Source organism: Pseudomonas fluorescens (assembly GCF_902497775.2).
Classification (GTDB): domain Bacteria; phylum Pseudomonadota; class Gammaproteobacteria; order Pseudomonadales; family Pseudomonadaceae; genus Aquipseudomonas; species Aquipseudomonas putida_F.
On record NZ_OZ024668.1, the window covers coordinates 5063607 to 5080718 of the forward strand.

The window sequence follows — 17112 nt, forward strand, 5'->3', positions numbered from 1 at the left end:
ACCATGCAAACCCGCGAAGACATCTTCAACACCCTGCGCGACGCCCTGGTCGAACTGTTCGAACTCGACCCGGCCAGCATCAGCCTGGACTCGAACCTGTATCAGGACCTGGAAATCGACAGCATCGACGCCGTCGACCTGATCGATCACATCAAACGCCAGACCGGCAAGAAAATCGCCGCCGACGAGTTCAAGGCCGTGCGTACGGTCAATGACGTGGTCGAGGCGGTATACCGCCTGGTCAACACCGCGGCATGAAACGCCTGATCGGCCTCGGCCTGCTGCTGGCCGGTCTGCTGTACCCCTTTGCGGTGTATTTTGGCATGGCTCACTTTGCCCCCTGGCAATTCGGCCTGCTGCTCGGCGGCCTGTGGCTGGCGCGTGCCTTGAGCGAACCGAGGCGACCCGGCGGGCACTGGATGGCCGTAGCGGCGATCGCCTTCTGCGCATTGCTGGCGCTATTCAACAGCCCGCAGCTGTTGCGTTGGTACCCGGTGCTGATCAGTACTTTCATGCTTGGCCTGTTCGGCCTGAGCCTCAAGTTCGGTCCACCGGTGGCCGAGCGTCTGGCGCGGCTGCGTGAGCCGGAGCTACCTGCCGTGGCGATCCACTACACGCGCCAGGTGACCAAGGTCTGGAGCCTGTTCTTCCTGGCCAACGGCCTGGTCGCCGCGGCCCTGACCCTGTGGGCGCCGCTGAGCTGGTGGACCCTGTACAACGGCCTGATCGCCTACGGGCTGATAGGCCTGCTGTTTGCCATTGAATGGCTGATAAGACAACGCGTGCGAGGACGCTCATGAAATGGATTGCCCTTGAGCAACTGCTGCACCCAAGCGATACGCCACGGCCGGTGAGCATCGCCCCGGAACTGGATCACGCTACCTTGTGCCAGCAAGCCCTGCAACTGGCCGCAGGCCTGCAGCGGCGGGGTGTTAAACGCATGGCCGTACACCTGGAAGACGCCGCGCAACTGGCCGTGGCCCTGCTTGGCGCCTGGCGGGCCGGCGTGCAGGTACTGCTGCCGGCCGACCTGCAAGCCCAGACCCGCCAGCGCTGGCTCGGCGAGGTCGAGCTGTGGCTGAGCGACCAGGCCCAAGACACGGCGCTGGACGCCCTGTTCGAAGCACCCCTGGCCGCCGCAGACCTGGACCTGGACACCTGCCAACTGAGCCTGTGCACCTCCGGCTCCAGCGGCGAACCCAAGCGCATCGACAAGAGCCTGCGCCAGCTGGCCAACGAAGTGCAAGCCCTGGAGCAGCTGTGGGGCAAGGACCTGGGCGCTGCCTGCATCATCGGCAGCGTCGCCACCCAGCACATCTACGGCCTGCTGTTTCGTGTGCTCTGGCCGCTGTGCGCCGGGCGCTCGTTCGTGCGTCGCCAACTGCCCTTCCCCGAAGACCTGCAGCGCGCCAGCCGCGAGCACCCGGCCTTTGCCTGGGTGGCCAGCCCGGCGCTGCTCAAGCGCATGGGCGACAACCTCGATTGGCCAGCGTTGAGCACGGTACGCCGGGTATTTTCCTCCGGCGGCGAACTGCCGGCCAGCGCCGCCCAGGCCTTGCACCAGCGCCTGCAGCAATGGCCGACAGAAATTCTCGGCAGCTCGGAAACCGGCGGTATCGCCTGGCGCCAGGGCGATAGCCTGTGGCAACCCTTTGCCGACGTGCGCCTGAGCCAGAACCAACAAGGCGCACTGTGCATCGAGTCGGCTTACCTGCCGCCCGGTCATATCGAGCAGAGCGCCGATGCCGTCGAGTTCGCCGCTGACGGTCGCTTCCGCCTGCTTGGGCGCCTGGACCGAATCGTCAAACTGGAAGAAAAACGCATCTCCCTGCCGATGCTCGAACAGGCCCTGGTCGCCCATGGCTGGGTCGAGGAAGCGCGCCTGGCGGTGATCCAGGAAAACCGCGCCAGCCTCGGCGCCCTGCTGGTGCTCAGCGCCGCGGGCCTGTACGCCTTGCGCAACCAGGGCCGGCGCGCGCTCACCGAGGGCCTGCGCCAACACCTCAGCCAGCACTGCGAAGCCCTGGCTCTGCCACGGCGCTGGCGCCTGCTGCGGCAATTGCCATTCAACGCCCAAGGCAAACTGCCCCAGGCCGAACTCGAAGCCCTGCTGCTGGCACCACGGCCCAAAGACCCGGAAGTGCTGAGCCAGGCCAAGGTCGACGGCGAGTTGCAGCTGCAACTGGCGGTATCGGCGGATCTCGCCTACTTCAACGGCCACTTCCCACAAACTCCGGTACTGCCGGGCGTGGTCCAGGTCGACTGGGCACTGGCCCTGGGGCAACCGCTGCTCGACCGGCCGCGCCGGTTCGCCGGCATGGAAGTGCTGAAATTCCAGCAACTGGTACGCCCCGGCGACCCGCTGCAACTGACCCTGCGTTTCGATGCCGAGCGCGGCAAATTGTACTTTGCCTACAGCAACGCCGGGGTGCCCTGCTCCAGCGGCCGTATCGTGCTGGAGGCCGTCGGTGAATAAGCCCTGTGCGGTGATCCCGGTGTACAACCACGAACGGGCGGTGCCGGCGGTGGTTGCCGACCTGCTCGCAGCCGGTCTGCCCTGCGTGCTGGTCGATGACGCCAGCAGCCCGGCCTGCGCCACCGTGCTGGGCCAGCTGGCCGAACAGCAGCAGGTGTTTCTGGTGACGTTGCAGGTCAACCAGGGCAAGGGCGGCGCGGTCATGACCGGCCTGCGCGCAGCCGCGCGCCTGGGTTTCAGCCATGCCTTGCAGGTGGATGCCGACGGCCAGCATGACCTGGCCGATGTCAGCCGCTTTCTCGAACAGTCGCAGGCTTATCCACAGGCGCTGATTTGCGGTTATCCACAATACGACGCCAGCGTGCCCAAGGGCCGTCTGTATGCGCGTTACCTGACCCACGTGTGGGTGTGGATCAACAGCCTGTCGCTGCAGATTCCCGACTCCATGTGCGGCTTTCGCGTGTACCCGCTGCCGCCGACCCTGGCACTGATCGACGCGGTGAGCCTCGGCAAGCGCATGGACTTCGACCCGGAGATCCTCGTGCGCCTGGCCTGGCGCAACCAGCCGATGCGTTGGCTGCCGACCAAGGTGCATTACCCTGCCGATGGCCTCTCGCACTTTCGCCTGTTCCACGACAACGCGCTGATCTCGAAGATGCACACCAAGTTGTTCTTCGGCATGTTGCTGCGCGCCCCGGCCATTCTCTGGCGGCGGTGGCAGGCATGAGCAACGGCGAACAACACTGGGCCCAACACCAGGAGCGTGGCAGTTTCTGGCTGATGAAGCTGACTGCCGTGGGCATCAAGCTGCTCGGCCGGCGCCTGCTCAGCCCGGTGCTGTATGGCATCGTCCTGTACTTCTTTGTGTTTGGCCGCCGAGCCCGGCAGAGCATCTGGCAATACCAGCAGCACCTGGCCGACTGGAGCGGCCAAGCCAGCCTACGCCCCAGTCAGCGACGGGTGTTCGGCCAGTTCATGGCCTTCGCCGATGCCCTGCTGGACAAGCTTGATGTGTGGAACGGCAAGTTGCGCCTGGAACAGATCGAGATCGTCGACCCCGGCAAGCTGCACACCCAGTTGCGCGCCGAACGCGGGCAGATGCTGGTGGGCGCGCACCTGGGCAATCTTGAAGTCTGCCGCGCCCTGGCCGAGCTTGGCGAGCAGGTGACCATGAACGTGCTGGTGCACACCAAGCACGCCGAACAGTTCAATCGCCTGCTCGGTGAATCCGGGGCGAACAACTTGCGGCTGATCCAGGTCAGCGAGCTGGACCCGGCAATCATGCTGCAACTGAGCCAGCGCCTGGATCGCGGCGAGTGGCTGGCGATTGCTGGCGACCGCGTGCCGCTGCACGGTGCGCGCACGGTCGAGGCGGATTTTCTCGGCCAGCGCGCCGCCTTCCCGCAAGGCCCGTGGCTACTGGCCGGGCTGCTCAAGTGCCGGCTCAACCTGTTCTTCTGCCTCAAGCAGCAAGGCCGCTACCAGGTGATCCTCGAACCCTTCGCCGAGGCCATCGAATGGCGCCGCGGCCAGCGCGATCAGGTGATCGCCGACTGGGCCGGGCGCTATGCCGAACGCCTGGGCCACTATTGCCTGCAAGCGCCGCAGCAATGGTTCAATTTCTACCCTTTCTGGAAGACCGATGACGATGCATCCGCATAAGCCCGTGACCTTCGGCGCGCTGCCGCTGGCAATCGAAGACGTCCTCGCCCTGGCCAACCGCCAGGCCGAAACCCGCCTGCAGGACGACGCCGAATACCGCGCGCGGATTGCCCGTGGCGCGCAGTTCCTCGACTCGCTGCTGGACAAGGAAGGGGTGATCTACGGCGTGACCACCGGCTACGGCGACTCGTGCGTGGTGGCGGTGCCGCTGGAGCATGTCGAAGCGCTGCCCAAGCACCTGTACACCTTCCATGGCTGTGGCCTCGGCCAGTTGCTCGATGCGCCGGCCACCCGTGCGGTGCTGGCCGCCCGCTTGCAGTCGCTGTGCCATGGCGTCTCTGGTGTGCGCGTCGAGTTGCTGGAGCGCCTGCAGGCGTTTCTTGCCCACGACATCCTGCCGCTGATTCCCCAGGAAGGCTCGGTGGGTGCCAGCGGCGACCTGACGCCGCTGTCCTACGTGGCCGCGACCCTGTCGGGCGAGCGCGGGGTCATGTACCACGGCGAACGCCGCAGCGCCGCCGATGTACACCGCGAGCTGGGCTGGCAGCCGCTGGTACTGCGGCCCAAGGAAGCCCTGGCGTTGATGAACGGCACCGCGGTGATGACCGGCCTGGCCTGCCTGGCATTCGCCCGCGCCGATTACCTGCTCAAGCTCGCTACACGGATCACCGCGCTGAACGTGGTCGCCCTGCAAGGTAACCCGGAGCACTTCGACGAGCGCCTGTTCGCCGCCAAGCCGCACCCGGGGCAAATGCAGGTGGCTGCCTGGTTGCGCCAAGACCTCGCTATCGACGCACCGACCGCGCCGCTGCACCGCCTGCAGGACCGTTACTCGCTACGCTGTGCGCCGCATGTGCTGGGTGTGCTGGCCGACAGCCTGGGCTGGCTGCGCGGCTTTATCGAAACCGAACTGAACAGCGCCAACGACAACCCGATCATCGACGCCGAAGCCGAACGCGTACTGCACGGCGGGCACTTCTACGGCGGCCATATCGCATTTGCCATGGACAGCCTGAAGAACCTGGTGGCCAACGTCGCCGACCTGCTCGACCGCCAGCTCGCCTTGCTGGTCGACGTGCGCTACAACCACGGCCTGCCGAGCAACCTGTCGGGCGCCAGCGCCGAGCGGGCGATGCTCAACCATGGCTTCAAGGCCGTGCAGATCGGCGCCAGCGCCTGGACCGCCGAAGCCCTGAAAAACACCATGCCGGCCAGCGTGTTCTCACGCTCCACCGAGTGCCACAACCAGGACAAGGTGAGCATGGGCACCATCGCCGCCCGCGATGCCCTGCGGGTGCTGGAGCTGACCGAACAGGTCGCCGCCGCCGCCTTGCTGGCCGCCAACCAGGGCGTCTGGCTGCGCAGCCGCGAAGCCGATGCCCGCGACCTGCCGCCAGCCTTGGCCGAAATGCACGCGGCGCTGCTTGAAGAGTTCGCCCCGGTGATCGAAGACCGCGCCCTGGAAAGCGACCTGCGCCTGTGCCTGAGCCGAATTGCCGAACAACACTGGAGGCTGCATGCGTAGTCAGGGAGTACTGCACGTCGATACCGAAGTGCTGGTGCCGTTCTTCGATGTCGACAGCATGCTGGTGGTCTGGCACGGGCACTACGTCAAATACCTCGAGGTAGCGCGCTGCGCGCTGCTCGACCACCTCGATCACAACTACCTGCAGATGCAGGCCTCGGGCTTCGCCTGGCCGGTGATCGACCTGCAACTGCGCTACATGCGTGGCGCCACTTTCGGCCAGCGCCTGAGCGTGCGCGCCAGCCTGGTGGAGTGGGAGAACCGTCTGAAGATCAACTACCTGATCAGCGATGCCGCCACCGGCGAGCGCATGACCCGCGCCAGCTCCGTGCAGGTCGCGGTCGAAATCGCCAGCGGCGAGATGCAACTGGCTTCGCCGCAGGTGATGCTCGACGCCGTGAACAAGGTGCTGCCATGAAGACGCTGCTGCGTGGCCTGCTGTGCCTCGGCCTGCTGGCCAGTTGCCCCCTGGCCCAGGCCTTTGGCCTCGATGATCTGAGCAAGCAACTGGGCGAACCTGCGGTCATCAAGGGCCCGTTCATCCAGGAAAAACACCTGCGCGCCCTCCCGCAGCCGCTGGTGAGCAAAGGCCAGTTCGTGCTAGCCCGTGACCATGGCTTGCTCTGGCTGCTACAAACGCCGCTCAGGCAGGACTACCGCCTCAATGCCCAGGGCATCGCCCGCCGCGATCCGTCCGGCTGGCAGATGCTGCCGGGCAAGAGCGCCGGCGCCGAGCAGAACCGCCTGTTCTTCGCCGTGCTGCAAGGCGACAGCAGTGGCCTGCAGCGTGACTTCGAGCTGAGCCTGCAAGGCGACGCCGCGCACTGGCAACTGCGCCTGACGCCGCGTTCGCTGCTGCTCAAGCAGGTGTTCAGCCAGATCGATATCGATGGCGGGCGCTACGTCGAACGCATCCAACTGCTGGAAACCCAGGGCGACAGCACCGTATTGCGCATGCCATCGAGCAGCAGCGCCAGCCTGACCGACACGGAGCGCCGCGATTTTGCCGAGTGAGCGCCTGTTACCACGGCTGTTTTTGCTGCTGCTGATCGCTGTGCTGGCCCTGGCCGGTTGGCAGTGGCACCGCGCTGCACCCTTGTCTGCCGACCTGATGGCGCTGGTCCCCGGTGCCACCCAGGACCCGCTGGTACAGCGCGCCGAGCAGCGCATGCAGGAGCCGCTGAACCGCGAGATGCTGGTGCTGGTCGGCCATCCCCAGCGTGACCAGGCCATCGCCCTGGCCCAGCGCCTGGGCGAGCAATGGCAGGCCAGCGGCTTGTTCGAGAAGGTCCAGTGGAGCCTGCAGACCGACCTGCAGGCACTGCGCGAACAGTTGCTGCAAGGGCGCCTGGCGATGCTCGCGCGTGCCGACCGCAGCAGCCTGGTCGACAACCCGCAAGGCTTTATCGAGCAGCGCGTGCAGAGCCTCTACGATCCCTTTGCAGGTTTTAGCCTGGTGCCGAGCCAGGACGACTGGCTGGGCCTGACCGGGCGCATCCAGAACAGCCAGCCACGCCCTGCTGCGGTGCAACTGGACACCGCCAGCGGCGCGCTGCTAGCCGAAGCCGACGGCCAGCATTGGGTGCTGCTGCGTGCCCGCACCCTGGGCAACGCGTTCGACATGCAACTGCCCCTGCAGGTCGCCGACCTGCTCGCCAGCAGCCGGGTTGCAGCCGACCAGAGCGGCGCGCGCCTGCTGGCTGCCAGTGGCTTGCTGTATGCAGCCAACGGCCAGCGCCAGGCCAGCCAGGAAATCACCTGGGTCGGCGGCGGCGCCACCGTGGGCATCCTGTTGCTGTTGCTGCTGGCGTTCCGGCGCCTGCGGGTGTTGCTGGCGTTCGTGCCGGTGCTGGTCGGCATGCTGTTCGGTGCGGTGGCTTGCGTGGCGCTGTTCGGCCAGATGCATGTGATGACCCTGGTGCTCGGCTCAAGCCTGATCGGCGTCGCCGTCGACTACCCGCTGCACTATCTGTCCAAGAGCTGGAGCCTGCGCCCCTGGCAGGCCTGGCCGGCGCTGCGCCTGACCTTGCCGGGCCTGAGCCTGAGCCTGGCCACCAGTTGCATCGGCTACCTGGCCCTGGCCTTCACGCCGTTCCCGGCCCTGACCCAGATTGCCGTGTTTTCCGCTGCCGGCCTGATCGGCGCCTATCTCAGCGCCGTGTGCCTGCTGCCGGCATTGCTCAAGGGTATCGACCTGCAGCCCGCACAATGGCCGCTGCGCATTGCCCAATGGTTGGTGGACCTGCGCCTCAAGCTACTGGGCAAGGTCCCCAGCCCGGTCCTGCTCGGCCTGCTGATCCTGTTCTGCGCAGCCGGCCTGTGGCAGTTGGACAGCCGCAACGACATTCGCCAGTGGGTCGGCAGTCCGCCGCAACTGCTCGAAGAAGCCCAGGCCGTGGCGCGCATTACCGGCTACCAGCCCACCAGCCAGTTCTACCTGGTGCGCGGCGCCGACCAGAGCCAATTGCTGGCGCGCCTGCAAAGCCTCGGCGCACGCCTGGACGAACTGATTGCAACCGACAAGCTCAAGGGCTACATGGCCCTCAGCCAACTGGTTGCCAGCCCCGCCGAGCAGCAACAGGTTCGCGATGCGCTGAGCACGCTGCCGCTGCAACCGCTGCTGGCCCTGGGCGTCCCGCAAAGCGCGTTACAGGCGGAACTGGCGCAAATCCAGGCATTGCCTACCCTCGACATCGATCACGCCCTCAGTGGCCCGCTGGGCGAACCCTGGCGCACCTTGTGGCTGGGTGCCGACGGTCAGGGCGTGGCCGCCATCGTCAGCCTGCAGGGCTTGAACGATCCGGCATTGCTGCGCCTGCAAGCCGACGACCTCGACGGCGTGCAACTGGTCGACCGCCTCGGCGACCTCAACCGAGTGTTCGCCGCGACCCAGGTCAGCGCCGCCGAGCTCAAGCTGTTGTCGTGCGCGTTGATCGTGGTGCTGCTGATCCTGCCATTCGGCCTCGGCGGTGCCCTGCGCATCGTCGCCCTGCCGCTGCTTGCCGCGCTGTGCAGCCTGGCTTGCCTCGGCTGGCTGGGCCAGCCGCTGACCCTGTTCAGCCTGTTCGGCCTGCTGCTGGTGACCGCCATCAGCGTCGACTACGCGATCCTCATGCACGAGCAGATCGGCGGCGCCGCCGTCAGCCTGCTCGGTACCCTGCTCGCGGCGACCACCACCTGGCTGTCGTTCGGCCTGCTGGCGGTGTCGAGCACCCCGGCGGTGAGCAACTTTGGCCTGGCGGTCAGCCTCGGCCTGGCTTTCAGCTTCGTCCTGGCGCCCTGGGCGGCCAGCGGCCACAAGGAAGTGTCGGCATGAGTATTGTGTTGTTCTGGACCCTGGCCCTGGCCCTGTTCTGGATCGCCAGCGAGTTGGGGCGGCGCCTGGGACTGATCCCGATTGTCAGCCAGTTGCTGCTGGCGACCCTGGGCCTGCCGCTGCTGATGCTGTTCTGGGTCGAGCCACATTGGCAACTCAGCGGCGCCGCGCTGGTGGCGCCGTCCTGGTTGAAAACCTTGTACGGCCTGAGTTTCGCCCTGCTGCTGGGGCATATTCTGGCGGACGTGGTGGAGCTGAAATTCGACCGCCAGAGCCTGAAGATCGCCCTGCCCAGCTTCTTCGTCCCCTTTGCCTGTGGCCTGGCCTGCGGCGCGTTGTTGCTGGCGCAGCAGCCCTGGCTGGCCACCCTGGCCCTCGGCCTGGTGTTCGCCATCACCGCCATCCCGGTGCTCTACCTGTACCTGCGCAACATCGACTATCCGCCCGCGGCAACCCGCCGCCTGATGCAATCGGCGATCCTCATCGACCTGACCTGCTGGCTGCTGTTCGGCCTGGGCAAAGGCAGCCTCGACCCCGCGAGCTTGCTGCTGCCACTGCTCGGGGCCTGCCTGCCCATGCCGCTGTACGCCCTCGGCGTGCGCCGACCCTGGGTCTACAGCCTGGGCTTTTTCGCCCTGCTGTTCGTCGCCGAACACTACCGGCTCAATGCATTGATCTTCGGAATCGGCTACCTGTGCTGCCTGGCCTGGCTCAAGCTGGCGCTGCACATGCCGCTGTCGACGCTGTGGATAAAACGCCTGCAGAACGGCATCGCCATCCCGTTGATCCTGACCTTCGGCATCATCCAGATCGATATCCACAACGTGCTTCAGGGCTTTGAAGCCATCCAGTTGAGTGCCTTGCTGCTGTTGCCGATCGTCAGCAAGCTGCTCGGCAACTGGCTAGGCCTGTGCTGGGCGACGCCGTCGTTCGCCGGCGCGAGCAAATGGCGGGAGAGCCTGCTGCTCAATATTCGCGGCTTGAGCGAGATCGTCTTTCTCAACCTGCTGCTGCAACAACAGCTGATCAGCCCGGCGCTGTACTTCGCGCTGATGCTGATGAGCCTGGTCGCCACGCTGATGCCCGCGCTGGCCGGCCTGCACCGGATTCCATTGAAGTCTGCCCAACCGGCAAGGAGGCCTTATGCCAAACACTGAACTGCAACAGCGGCAGGTACTGATCATCGGCGCCGGCCCGTCCGGCGCCATCGCCGGGGCCCTGCTCAAGCGCAATGGCCACGATGTGCTGATCATCGAGCGCCAGCGCTTCCCGCGTTTTTCCATCGGCGAGAGCCTGTTGTCGCACTGCATCGACTTCGTCGAAGAAGCCGGGATGCTTCCGGCCCTCGAAGCGGCGGGCTTCCAGTGCAAGAACGGCGCGGCCTTCGCCTGGGGCGACGAATACAGCGCCTTTGATTTCGGCGACACCTTCAGCAATGGCAAGCCGAGTACCTTCCAGGTCCAGCGTGCCCAGTTCGACCAGTTGCTGGCCGACCAGGCCGCAGCCCAGGGCGTGGAAATCCGCTACGAAGAAGAGATCATCGCCGCCGACCTCGAGCGCCCGCGCCCGCAGGTCCGCGTTCGTCGCCTGGATGGCAGCGAGTACTGCGTCGAGGCCGAATTCGTCCTTGATGCCAGTGGTTATGGCCGCGTGCTGCCGCGCCTGCTGGACCTCGAAGCGCCGTCGAACTTCCCGGTGCGCCAGGCCGTGTTCACCCACATCGAAGACCGCATCGACCACCCGGCTTTCGACCGGGAAAAGATCCTCATCACCACCCACCCGCAGCACCGCGATATCTGGTTCTGGACCATCCCGTTCAGCAACGGCCGCTGCTCCCTGGGCGTGGTCGCCGCCGCCGAGCACTTTGCCGCCGCGCCGGCTGACCTGGATGCCTGCCTGAAGGACTTCGTCGCCCAGACGCCAAGCCTGGCCAAGGTGCTGGCCAACGCCGTGTGGGACACCCCGGCGCGGACCATCGGCGGCTACTCGGCCAACGTCAAGACCCTGCACGGCCCGGGCTTTGCCCTGCTCGGCAACGCCGCCGAGTTCCTCGACCCGGTGTTCTCCTCCGGGGTGACCATCGCCATGCGCTCGGCGAGCATGGCCGCCGGCGTGCTGCACCGTCAGTTGCAGGGTGAAAGCGTCGACTGGCAGCACGAGTTCGCCGAGCCGCTCAAGCGCGGCGTCGATACCTTCCGCGCCTACGTCGAGGGCTGGTACAACGGCAGCTTCCAGGACGTCATCTACCACCCGGCGAGCTCGCCGGAAATCCGCGCGATGATCAGCTCGATCCTAGCCGGCTACGCCTGGGACCTGCGCAACCCGTTCGTCAGCGAACCCAAGCGGCGCCTGCGCATGCTCGCTGAAGTCTGTGCAAGGACGGCGGCATGAAATTCCTCAGCGACAGCTACGTCGAGGAAACCCGCTTCGGCTTCTGGTTCCTGCGCAGCCACACCTGGCAGCACCATGTGCTGCGGGTGGCGATCAACGACCTGCGCCGGCTGTTCGACGCGCCGCTGCCGCACGCGCCGGTGCTGCTCGATGCCGGCTGCGGCCAGGGCAAGTCGTTCCAGTACCTGCAGCAGGTGTTCGCCCCCGGCCAGTTGCTGGGCACCGACGCCGACCCGCACAGCCTCGAACTGAGCCAGGCCGAGGCCGGGCGCCTGGGCCTGAATGTCGAGCTGCGCGGCAGTGACTGCGCGGCCTTGCAGTTTGCCGACAGCAGCGTCGATATCCTGTTTTGCCACCAGACCTTTCACCACCTGGTCGAGCAGGAAAAGGCCCTGGCCGAGTTCTACCGGGTGCTCAAACCCGGTGGCTACCTGCTGTTCGCCGAGTCCACCGAAGCCTATATCGACACCTGGGTTATCCGCTGGCTGTTCCGTCACCCCATGCACGTGCAGAAAAGTGCCGGGCAGTACCTGCAGATGCTCCGCGACCAAGGCTTCGAGTTCGGCGCGCAGAATGTCTCCTACCCCTATCTGTGGTGGAGCCGTTCCAGCGACTTCGGCCTGCTCGAACGCTTTGGCCTGCGCAAGCCGCCAGCGGTCGGCCAGCGCGAAGAAACCCTGGTCAACGTAGTTGCCCGCAAACCCTTGAAGCCAACCGAGCCGAGTGCATGAAACGCCTGTTGCTGATCCTCGCCTTCGCCCTGTTGAGCGCCTGCGCCAGCCGTGCGCCGCTGCCCGCACAAGTACCGGCGCTGACGCTGCCGATGCAGTTGCATATCCAGCGCGAACAGGCAGGAGAACGTCAGGACTGGCTGCTGGTGATCCAGCGCGAGGACGCCAGCCTGCGCTGGTCGCTGTTGGACTTGCTGGGCATTCCGCAAGCCCGGCAGTTGCTCAACCAGGGGCAGTGGCACGCCGACGGCCTGCTGCCGCCCAACCCGGCTGCACGTGAATTGTTCGCCGCCCTGCTGTTCGCCCTGACCCCGGCCGAGCAGCTGCAAGCGCTCTACCCCGGCGCCCGTCAGCAAGGCCAACAGCGCTGGCTGGGTGAACGCTGGCGCGTCGACTACCGACAAGCCGACGACTTCACCTTGAACCTAGGCCAGGGCCTGCGTTATCTAGTCAGCCCACTGCCCAGCGAGAACACGCCATGACCGCTTATCTCAATGCCCTGGGCCTGGTCTGTGCCCTCGGTCGCGGCCAGGCCGACGTCGCCCGCAAGCTGTTTGCCGGCGACTGCTCAGGCATGCGCATCGAAGACGGTTGGGTGCCGCAACGCAGCCTGCCGGTGGCAGGCGTGCACGGTGAGCTGCCCGAGCCGCAGGCCCATCACAGTCGCAACAACCAGCTGCTACTTGAGGCTTGCCTGCAGATCAGCGCAGCGATTGAAGCGGCCATCGCCCGCTTTGGCCGCCAGCGCATCGGTATCGTCCTGGGTACCAGCACCTCGGGCATCAAGGAAGCCAGCGACGGCATCGCCCACTACCTGCGTGAACAAGCGTTTCCGGCCAGCTACGACTATGCCCAGCAGGAGCTCAGTGCTCCGGCCAATTTCCTCGCCGACCGGTTGCAACTGAGCGGCCCGGCCTATGTGATTTCCACTGCCTGCACCTCCAGCGCCCGGGCCTTGATGAGTGCCCGGCGCCTGCTCGATCTCGGTGTTTGCGATGCAGTGATTTGCGGCGGGGTCGACAGCCTGTGCAAGCTGACCCTCAACGGCTTCAGCGCCCTGGAAGCCGTCAGCGCCGAGCGCTGCAATCCGTTCTCGGTCAACCGTAACGGCATCAACATCGGCGAAGCTGCAGCGCTGTTCCTGATGACCCGTGAAGCCAACCACGAAGGTTCAAGCATCGCCTTGCTCGGCGCTGGCGCCAGCTCCGATGCGCACCATATCTCGGCGCCAGAGCCCAGCGGCAAAGGCGCCTTGCAGGCCATGCGCAAGGCGCTGGACAATGCTCGCCTGCAACCTGCACAGATCGACTACCTGAACTTGCACGGCACCGCCACCCGGCACAACGACGCCATGGAAAGCCTGGCCGTGCATGAACTGTTCGGCAGCCAGTTGGCCTGCTCGTCGAGCAAGCCGATGACCGGCCATACCCTGGGTGCCGCTGGCGCCCTGGAAGCGGCGTTCTGCTGGCTGAGCCTTTGCGCCGACAATGCCCAAGGGCGCCTGCCACCGCATGTCTGGGATGGCGCGGCTGACCCGCAGCTGCCGGCCCTGAACCTGGTCGATGCCAGCCAGCGCCTACCGGCCCAGGGCCCGCGGCGCCTGATGAGCAACTCGTTCGCCTTCGGCGGCAACAATGTCAGCCTGATTCTCGGAGACACGCAATGATCACCTGGCCACTGGCCGAACTGCTGCCTCATGCCGGCGATATGATCCTCATCGATCAGGTCGAGTCGTTCGATGAAGAGCAGATTCATACCCACCTGACCGTGCGCCCCGGCGGCCTGTTCAACCGCGCCGACGGCAGCCTGCCGGCCTGGGTCGGCATCGAACTGATGGCCCAGAGCGTGGCCGCCTACGCCGGTTGCCGCGCACGCCAGAAAGGCCAGCCGGTGGAGCTGGGCTTTTTGCTTGGCACGCGTAAATTCGAATGCAATGTCGAACATTTCCCTGCCGGTGCCCACTTGCGTATCCATGCCCTACGCTCGCTCGAAGACGACAACGGCATGGGCGTGTTCGAGTGTCACCTGCGCGGCCAGGGCATCCATGCCATGGCCCGTTTGAACGTTTTTCGCCCGCCGCAAGTGACCAGCTACCTGGCCGAAGCGGGCCCAGAGGAGTCCCCCCATGACTGACACCATCCTGGTCACCGGTTCCAGCCGTGGCATTGGCCGGGCCATCGCCCTGCGCCTGGCGCGCGCCGGTTTCGACCTGGTCCTGCATTGCCGAAGCGGGCGCAGTGAAGCCGACGCCGTTGCAGAAGAAGTCCGGGGCCTGGGCCAGCAAGCCCGCGTGCTGCAGTTCGACGTCGCCGACCGCGCCGCCTGCGCCGCCATTCTCAGCGATGACGTGGAAACCCATGGCGCCTACTACGGCGTGGTCTGTAACGCCGGCCTGACCCGCGACGGCGCCTTCCCGGCACTGACCGAAGAAGACTGGGACCAGGTGCTGCGCACCAACCTGGACGGTTTCTACAACGTCCTGCACCCGTTGATGATGCCGATGATCCGCCGGCGCAAAGCCGGGCGTATCGTCTGCATCACCTCGGTATCGGGCATGATCGGCAACCGCGGCCAGGTCAACTACAGCGCCTCCAAGGCCGGTGTGATCGGCGCCGCCAAAGCCCTGGCGATCGAGCTGGGCAAGCGCAAGATCACCGTCAACTGCGTTGCCCCGGGATTGATCGATACCGCCATGCTCGACGAGCACGTGCCGGTCGAAGAGCTGCTGAAGATGATCCCGGCGCAGCGCATGGGCACCCCGGAAGAAGTCGCCGGCGCGGTGAATTTCCTCATGTCGGCCGAAGCCGCCTACATCACCCGCCAGGTGCTGGCAGTCAACGGAGGCCTGTGCTGATGAAACGTGTGGTCGTCACCGGCATGGCCGGTATCACTTCGCTGGGCAGCGACTGGCAGACCATTGCCGGCAACTTCGCCAACAACCGCAGCGGCATCCGCCGCATGGACGAATGGGACCGCTTCGAGGAGCTCAACACGCGCCTGGCCGGCCCCATCGATGACTTCAAGGTGCCCGCTGGCTGGACCCGCAAGCAACTGCGCAGCATGGGCCGGGTCTCGCGCCTGGCCGTGGCGGCAGCACAGAACGCCCTGCGCGACGCCGGCCTGCTCGATGACCCGTCGATCCGCGACGGGCGCATGGGCGTGGCCTGCGGCTCGTCCACCGGTAGCACCGACGAGATCAAGGCGTTTGGCAACATGCTGCTCAACTCGGTGGCCGAAGGCCTCAACGCCAATTCCTATGTGCGGATGATGCCGCACACCACCGCGGCCAATATCAGCATCTTCTTCGGCCTCACCGGGCGCCTGATCCCCACCTCCAGCGCTTGTACCAGCGGCAGCCAGGGCGTCGGCTACGCCTATGAGGCGATCAAGTTCGGCCGCCTGCCGCTGATGCTCGCCGGCGGCGCCGAAGAGCTGTGCCCGACCGAAGCCATGGTGTTCGATGCGCTGTACGCCACCAGCCTCAAGAACGACACCCCGCACAAGAGCCCGAGCCCCTACGACAGTGGCCGCGATGGCCTGGTGATCGGTGAAGGCGGCGGCATGCTGGTGCTTGAAGAACTTGAGCACGCACTGGCCCGTGGCGCGCACATCTATGCCGAAATCGTCGGCTTTGGCAGCAATGCCGACGGCCAGCACACCACCCGCCCGGAGCAGGCAACCATGCGCCGGGCCATGGAGCTGGCGCTAGAAGATGCAAGCCTGGCGCCCGAGGCCATTGGCTACGTCAACGGTCATGGCACCGCCACCGAGCAGGGCGATATCGCCGAAACCCTGGCCACCAGCAGCCTGTTCGGCCCGCGCATGCCGATCAGCTCGCAAAAAAGCTTCCTCGGCCACACCCTGGGTGCTTGCGGCGCGTTGGAGTCCTGGTTCAGCATCGAGATGATGAACAGCGACCGCTATGTGCACACCCTCAACCTTGAGCACATCGACCCGCGCTGCGGCGAGCTGGACTACCTGTGCGGCGAGTTTCGCAGCATGAGTCACGACTACGTGATGAACAACAACTTCGCCTTTGGCGGGGTCAACACCTCGCTGATTTTCCGTCGCTGGACCTGATCTGAAACCTGCTGGAGAGAAAGGAATGTCTTCATTGATTCGCGCCGCTGTCCTCGGCCTGGCCCTGGCGGGCCTGGCTGGCTGTACCTCGAAACCGGTACTGACCCCGCAAGAGCAGCTTGTAGCCGGGCACAACTACAGCCACGAGCAGGTGCAGCAGGCCATCCTCAAGGCCGTGGCCGAGCGCGGCTGGACCGCCCGCAAGGTCACCCCGAACCTGATCCAGGCCGACATCCTGGTACGCAATACCTTCTATGCCGCCGTCGACATCCGCTACAGCGTCAGCAACTTTCGCATCAACTACCGCGACAGCCGCGAGCTGGGCTACAAGAACGGCAAGATTCACCGCAACTACAACCGTTGGGTGAACAACCTCGACAAAAGCATTGTGCAGGAGTTGAACAGGCAGAATGCGCAAAACATGGTGCAACGCGCCATCAATGAACAGCACTCGAACACTGTTAAATAATCAAGGAACGACACAATGCGTCTGAAAACCTGGACCGCCACCGCCACTTTGCTGCTCTGCGCCCTGCCCGGCCTCAGCCAGGCCCGCGATACCACCCACTACCTGCCGTTCGAGAAAGTCGTGACGCAGATGACCGCCGAGAACAAGCTCGACGGTTCGGTGAAGTTCTACCTGGCCGGCGTGCAGCCCAAGGGCAAGGTCACCGTGGTCAGCCCGGCGGCGGTCACCAACAAGAAAACCAACGCCTTCAACAAGACTGACGAAGCAGCCTGTGAATGGGCCCTGCAATCGGCACTGCTGACCATGCAGGACGCCGCTCGCAAGGTCGGCGCCAACGCCGTGACCAACATCAGCAGCTACTACAAGCGCAACGAGCGCAAGGACGCCACCACCTACGAATGCCACGCCGGCGCAGTCATGGCGGGCGTGGCGCTGAAGGGCGACTTGGCCAAGGTCCAGTAA

The 17112-nt window shown here is 65.6% G+C and carries 19 protein-coding genes; all 19 read left to right on the forward strand.

The window, feature by feature from the left end:
* Nucleotides 1-3: 3 nt before the first annotated feature.
* Genes F8N82_RS23300 through F8N82_RS23390 form a run of 19 tightly spaced genes read left to right on the forward strand, consistent with a single transcriptional unit; the run spans nucleotide 4 to nucleotide 17112 of the window.
* Nucleotides 4-258 carry an acyl carrier protein gene (locus tag F8N82_RS23300; protein ID WP_038997612.1) on the forward strand — a complete coding sequence of 85 codons (255 nt, stop codon included), beginning with the start codon at nucleotides 4-6 and terminating at the stop codon, nucleotides 256-258.
* A complete protein-coding gene (locus F8N82_RS23305) occupies nucleotides 255-800 on the forward strand; it encodes a membrane protein (RefSeq protein ID WP_038997613.1) in 546 nt (181 codons plus the stop codon). Before F8N82_RS23300 ends, F8N82_RS23305 begins: the two co-directional genes overlap by 4 nt.
* Nucleotides 797-2476: an acyl-CoA synthetase family protein gene (locus tag F8N82_RS23310; RefSeq protein ID WP_038997614.1), complete on the forward strand. Its 1680-nt coding sequence runs from the start codon at nucleotides 797-799 to the stop codon at nucleotides 2474-2476. The genes F8N82_RS23305 and F8N82_RS23310 overlap by 4 nt, the downstream gene beginning before the upstream one ends.
* Nucleotides 2469-3203: a glycosyltransferase family 2 protein gene (locus tag F8N82_RS23315; protein WP_038997615.1), complete on the forward strand. Its 735-nt coding sequence runs from the start codon at nucleotides 2469-2471 to the stop codon at nucleotides 3201-3203. The genes F8N82_RS23310 and F8N82_RS23315 overlap by 8 nt, the downstream gene beginning before the upstream one ends.
* Entirely contained in the window at nucleotides 3200-4138 is a 939-nt protein-coding gene (locus tag F8N82_RS23320) for a glycosyl transferase (RefSeq protein ID WP_038997616.1), read from the forward strand. Before F8N82_RS23315 ends, F8N82_RS23320 begins: the two co-directional genes overlap by 4 nt.
* Nucleotides 4119-5663: an HAL/PAL/TAL family ammonia-lyase gene (locus F8N82_RS23325; RefSeq protein ID WP_038997617.1), complete on the forward strand. Its 1545-nt coding sequence runs from the start codon at nucleotides 4119-4121 to the stop codon at nucleotides 5661-5663. Before F8N82_RS23320 ends, F8N82_RS23325 begins: the two co-directional genes overlap by 20 nt.
* Nucleotides 5656-6081, forward strand: coding sequence for an acyl-CoA thioesterase (locus F8N82_RS23330; protein WP_038997618.1), 426 nt, complete (start codon nucleotides 5656-5658; stop codon nucleotides 6079-6081). The genes F8N82_RS23325 and F8N82_RS23330 overlap by 8 nt, the downstream gene beginning before the upstream one ends.
* On the forward strand, nucleotides 6078-6677 hold the full coding sequence (locus F8N82_RS23335; RefSeq protein WP_038997619.1) for an outer membrane lipoprotein carrier protein LolA: 600 nt from the start codon (nucleotides 6078-6080) through the stop codon (nucleotides 6675-6677). The genes F8N82_RS23330 and F8N82_RS23335 overlap by 4 nt, the downstream gene beginning before the upstream one ends.
* Entirely contained in the window at nucleotides 6667-8979 is a 2313-nt protein-coding gene (locus F8N82_RS23340) for an MMPL family transporter (protein WP_038997620.1), read from the forward strand. Before F8N82_RS23335 ends, F8N82_RS23340 begins: the two co-directional genes overlap by 11 nt.
* The gene (locus F8N82_RS23345; RefSeq protein ID WP_038997621.1) at nucleotides 8976-10136 is read left to right on the forward strand and encodes a hypothetical protein; all 1161 of its coding nucleotides are present in this window, start codon (nucleotides 8976-8978) and stop codon (nucleotides 10134-10136) included. Before F8N82_RS23340 ends, F8N82_RS23345 begins: the two co-directional genes overlap by 4 nt.
* Nucleotides 10123-11370: an NAD(P)/FAD-dependent oxidoreductase gene (locus F8N82_RS23350; protein ID WP_038997622.1), complete on the forward strand. Its 1248-nt coding sequence runs from the start codon at nucleotides 10123-10125 to the stop codon at nucleotides 11368-11370. The genes F8N82_RS23345 and F8N82_RS23350 overlap by 14 nt, the downstream gene beginning before the upstream one ends.
* Nucleotides 11367-12101, forward strand: a complete 735-nt coding sequence (locus F8N82_RS23355) for a class I SAM-dependent methyltransferase (RefSeq protein ID WP_038997623.1) — start codon at nucleotides 11367-11369, stop codon at nucleotides 12099-12101. The genes F8N82_RS23350 and F8N82_RS23355 overlap by 4 nt, the downstream gene beginning before the upstream one ends.
* Nucleotides 12098-12583 (forward strand): hypothetical protein, encoded by a 486-nt coding sequence (locus tag F8N82_RS23360; protein WP_038997624.1) that lies wholly within the window; start codon nucleotides 12098-12100, stop codon nucleotides 12581-12583. The genes F8N82_RS23355 and F8N82_RS23360 overlap by 4 nt, the downstream gene beginning before the upstream one ends.
* Nucleotides 12580-13767: a beta-ketoacyl-[acyl-carrier-protein] synthase family protein gene (locus F8N82_RS23365; RefSeq protein WP_038997625.1), complete on the forward strand. Its 1188-nt coding sequence runs from the start codon at nucleotides 12580-12582 to the stop codon at nucleotides 13765-13767. Before F8N82_RS23360 ends, F8N82_RS23365 begins: the two co-directional genes overlap by 4 nt.
* Nucleotides 13764-14234, forward strand: coding sequence for a hotdog family protein (locus tag F8N82_RS23370; protein ID WP_038997626.1), 471 nt, complete (start codon nucleotides 13764-13766; stop codon nucleotides 14232-14234). Before F8N82_RS23365 ends, F8N82_RS23370 begins: the two co-directional genes overlap by 4 nt.
* On the forward strand, nucleotides 14227-14955 hold the full coding sequence (fabG, locus tag F8N82_RS23375) for a 3-oxoacyl-ACP reductase FabG (protein ID WP_038997627.1): 729 nt from the start codon (nucleotides 14227-14229) through the stop codon (nucleotides 14953-14955). Before F8N82_RS23370 ends, fabG begins: the two co-directional genes overlap by 8 nt.
* Complete coding sequence (locus tag F8N82_RS23380) at nucleotides 14955-16181, forward strand: beta-ketoacyl-ACP synthase (RefSeq protein ID WP_038997628.1); 1227 nt, start codon at nucleotides 14955-14957, stop codon at nucleotides 16179-16181. Before fabG ends, F8N82_RS23380 begins: the two co-directional genes overlap by 1 nt.
* Nucleotides 16182-16206: 25 nt before the next feature.
* Complete coding sequence (locus F8N82_RS23385; RefSeq protein WP_052251596.1) at nucleotides 16207-16650, forward strand: hypothetical protein; 444 nt, start codon at nucleotides 16207-16209, stop codon at nucleotides 16648-16650.
* A 15-nt stretch (nucleotides 16651-16665) separates the two neighbouring features.
* The gene (locus F8N82_RS23390; RefSeq protein ID WP_038997629.1) at nucleotides 16666-17112 is read left to right on the forward strand and encodes a hypothetical protein; all 447 of its coding nucleotides are present in this window, start codon (nucleotides 16666-16668) and stop codon (nucleotides 17110-17112) included.

What these genes read in the sequence shown, in the direction of transcription:
- F8N82_RS23325 (WP_038997617.1), top strand. Translation starts at nt 4,119, where the DNA reads ATGACGATGCATCCGCATAAGCCCGTGACCTTCGGCGCGCTGCCGCTG.
- F8N82_RS23330 (WP_038997618.1), top strand. Translation starts at nt 5,656, where the DNA reads ATGCGTAGTCAGGGAGTACTGCACGTCGATACCGAAGTGCTGGTGCCG.
- F8N82_RS23370 (WP_038997626.1), top strand. Translation starts at nt 13,764, where the DNA reads ATGATCACCTGGCCACTGGCCGAACTGCTGCCTCATGCCGGCGATATG.
- fabG (WP_038997627.1), top strand. Translation starts at nt 14,227, where the DNA reads ATGACTGACACCATCCTGGTCACCGGTTCCAGCCGTGGCATTGGCCGG.
- F8N82_RS23305 (WP_038997613.1), top strand. Translation starts at nt 255, where the DNA reads ATGAAACGCCTGATCGGCCTCGGCCTGCTGCTGGCCGGTCTGCTGTAC.
- F8N82_RS23320 (WP_038997616.1), top strand. Translation starts at nt 3,200, where the DNA reads ATGAGCAACGGCGAACAACACTGGGCCCAACACCAGGAGCGTGGCAGT.
- F8N82_RS23335 (WP_038997619.1), top strand. Translation starts at nt 6,078, where the DNA reads ATGAAGACGCTGCTGCGTGGCCTGCTGTGCCTCGGCCTGCTGGCCAGT.
- F8N82_RS23365 (WP_038997625.1), top strand. Translation starts at nt 12,580, where the DNA reads ATGACCGCTTATCTCAATGCCCTGGGCCTGGTCTGTGCCCTCGGTCGC.
- F8N82_RS23350 (WP_038997622.1), top strand. Translation starts at nt 10,123, where the DNA reads ATGCCAAACACTGAACTGCAACAGCGGCAGGTACTGATCATCGGCGCC.
- F8N82_RS23300 (WP_038997612.1), top strand. Translation starts at nt 4, where the DNA reads ATGCAAACCCGCGAAGACATCTTCAACACCCTGCGCGACGCCCTGGTC.
- F8N82_RS23360 (WP_038997624.1), top strand. Translation starts at nt 12,098, where the DNA reads ATGAAACGCCTGTTGCTGATCCTCGCCTTCGCCCTGTTGAGCGCCTGC.
- F8N82_RS23390 (WP_038997629.1), top strand. Translation starts at nt 16,666, where the DNA reads ATGCGTCTGAAAACCTGGACCGCCACCGCCACTTTGCTGCTCTGCGCC.
- F8N82_RS23345 (WP_038997621.1), top strand. Translation starts at nt 8,976, where the DNA reads ATGAGTATTGTGTTGTTCTGGACCCTGGCCCTGGCCCTGTTCTGGATC.
- F8N82_RS23355 (WP_038997623.1), top strand. Translation starts at nt 11,367, where the DNA reads ATGAAATTCCTCAGCGACAGCTACGTCGAGGAAACCCGCTTCGGCTTC.
- F8N82_RS23385 (WP_052251596.1), top strand. Translation starts at nt 16,207, where the DNA reads ATGTCTTCATTGATTCGCGCCGCTGTCCTCGGCCTGGCCCTGGCGGGC.
- F8N82_RS23380 (WP_038997628.1), top strand. Translation starts at nt 14,955, where the DNA reads ATGAAACGTGTGGTCGTCACCGGCATGGCCGGTATCACTTCGCTGGGC.
- F8N82_RS23310 (WP_038997614.1), top strand. Translation starts at nt 797, where the DNA reads ATGAAATGGATTGCCCTTGAGCAACTGCTGCACCCAAGCGATACGCCA.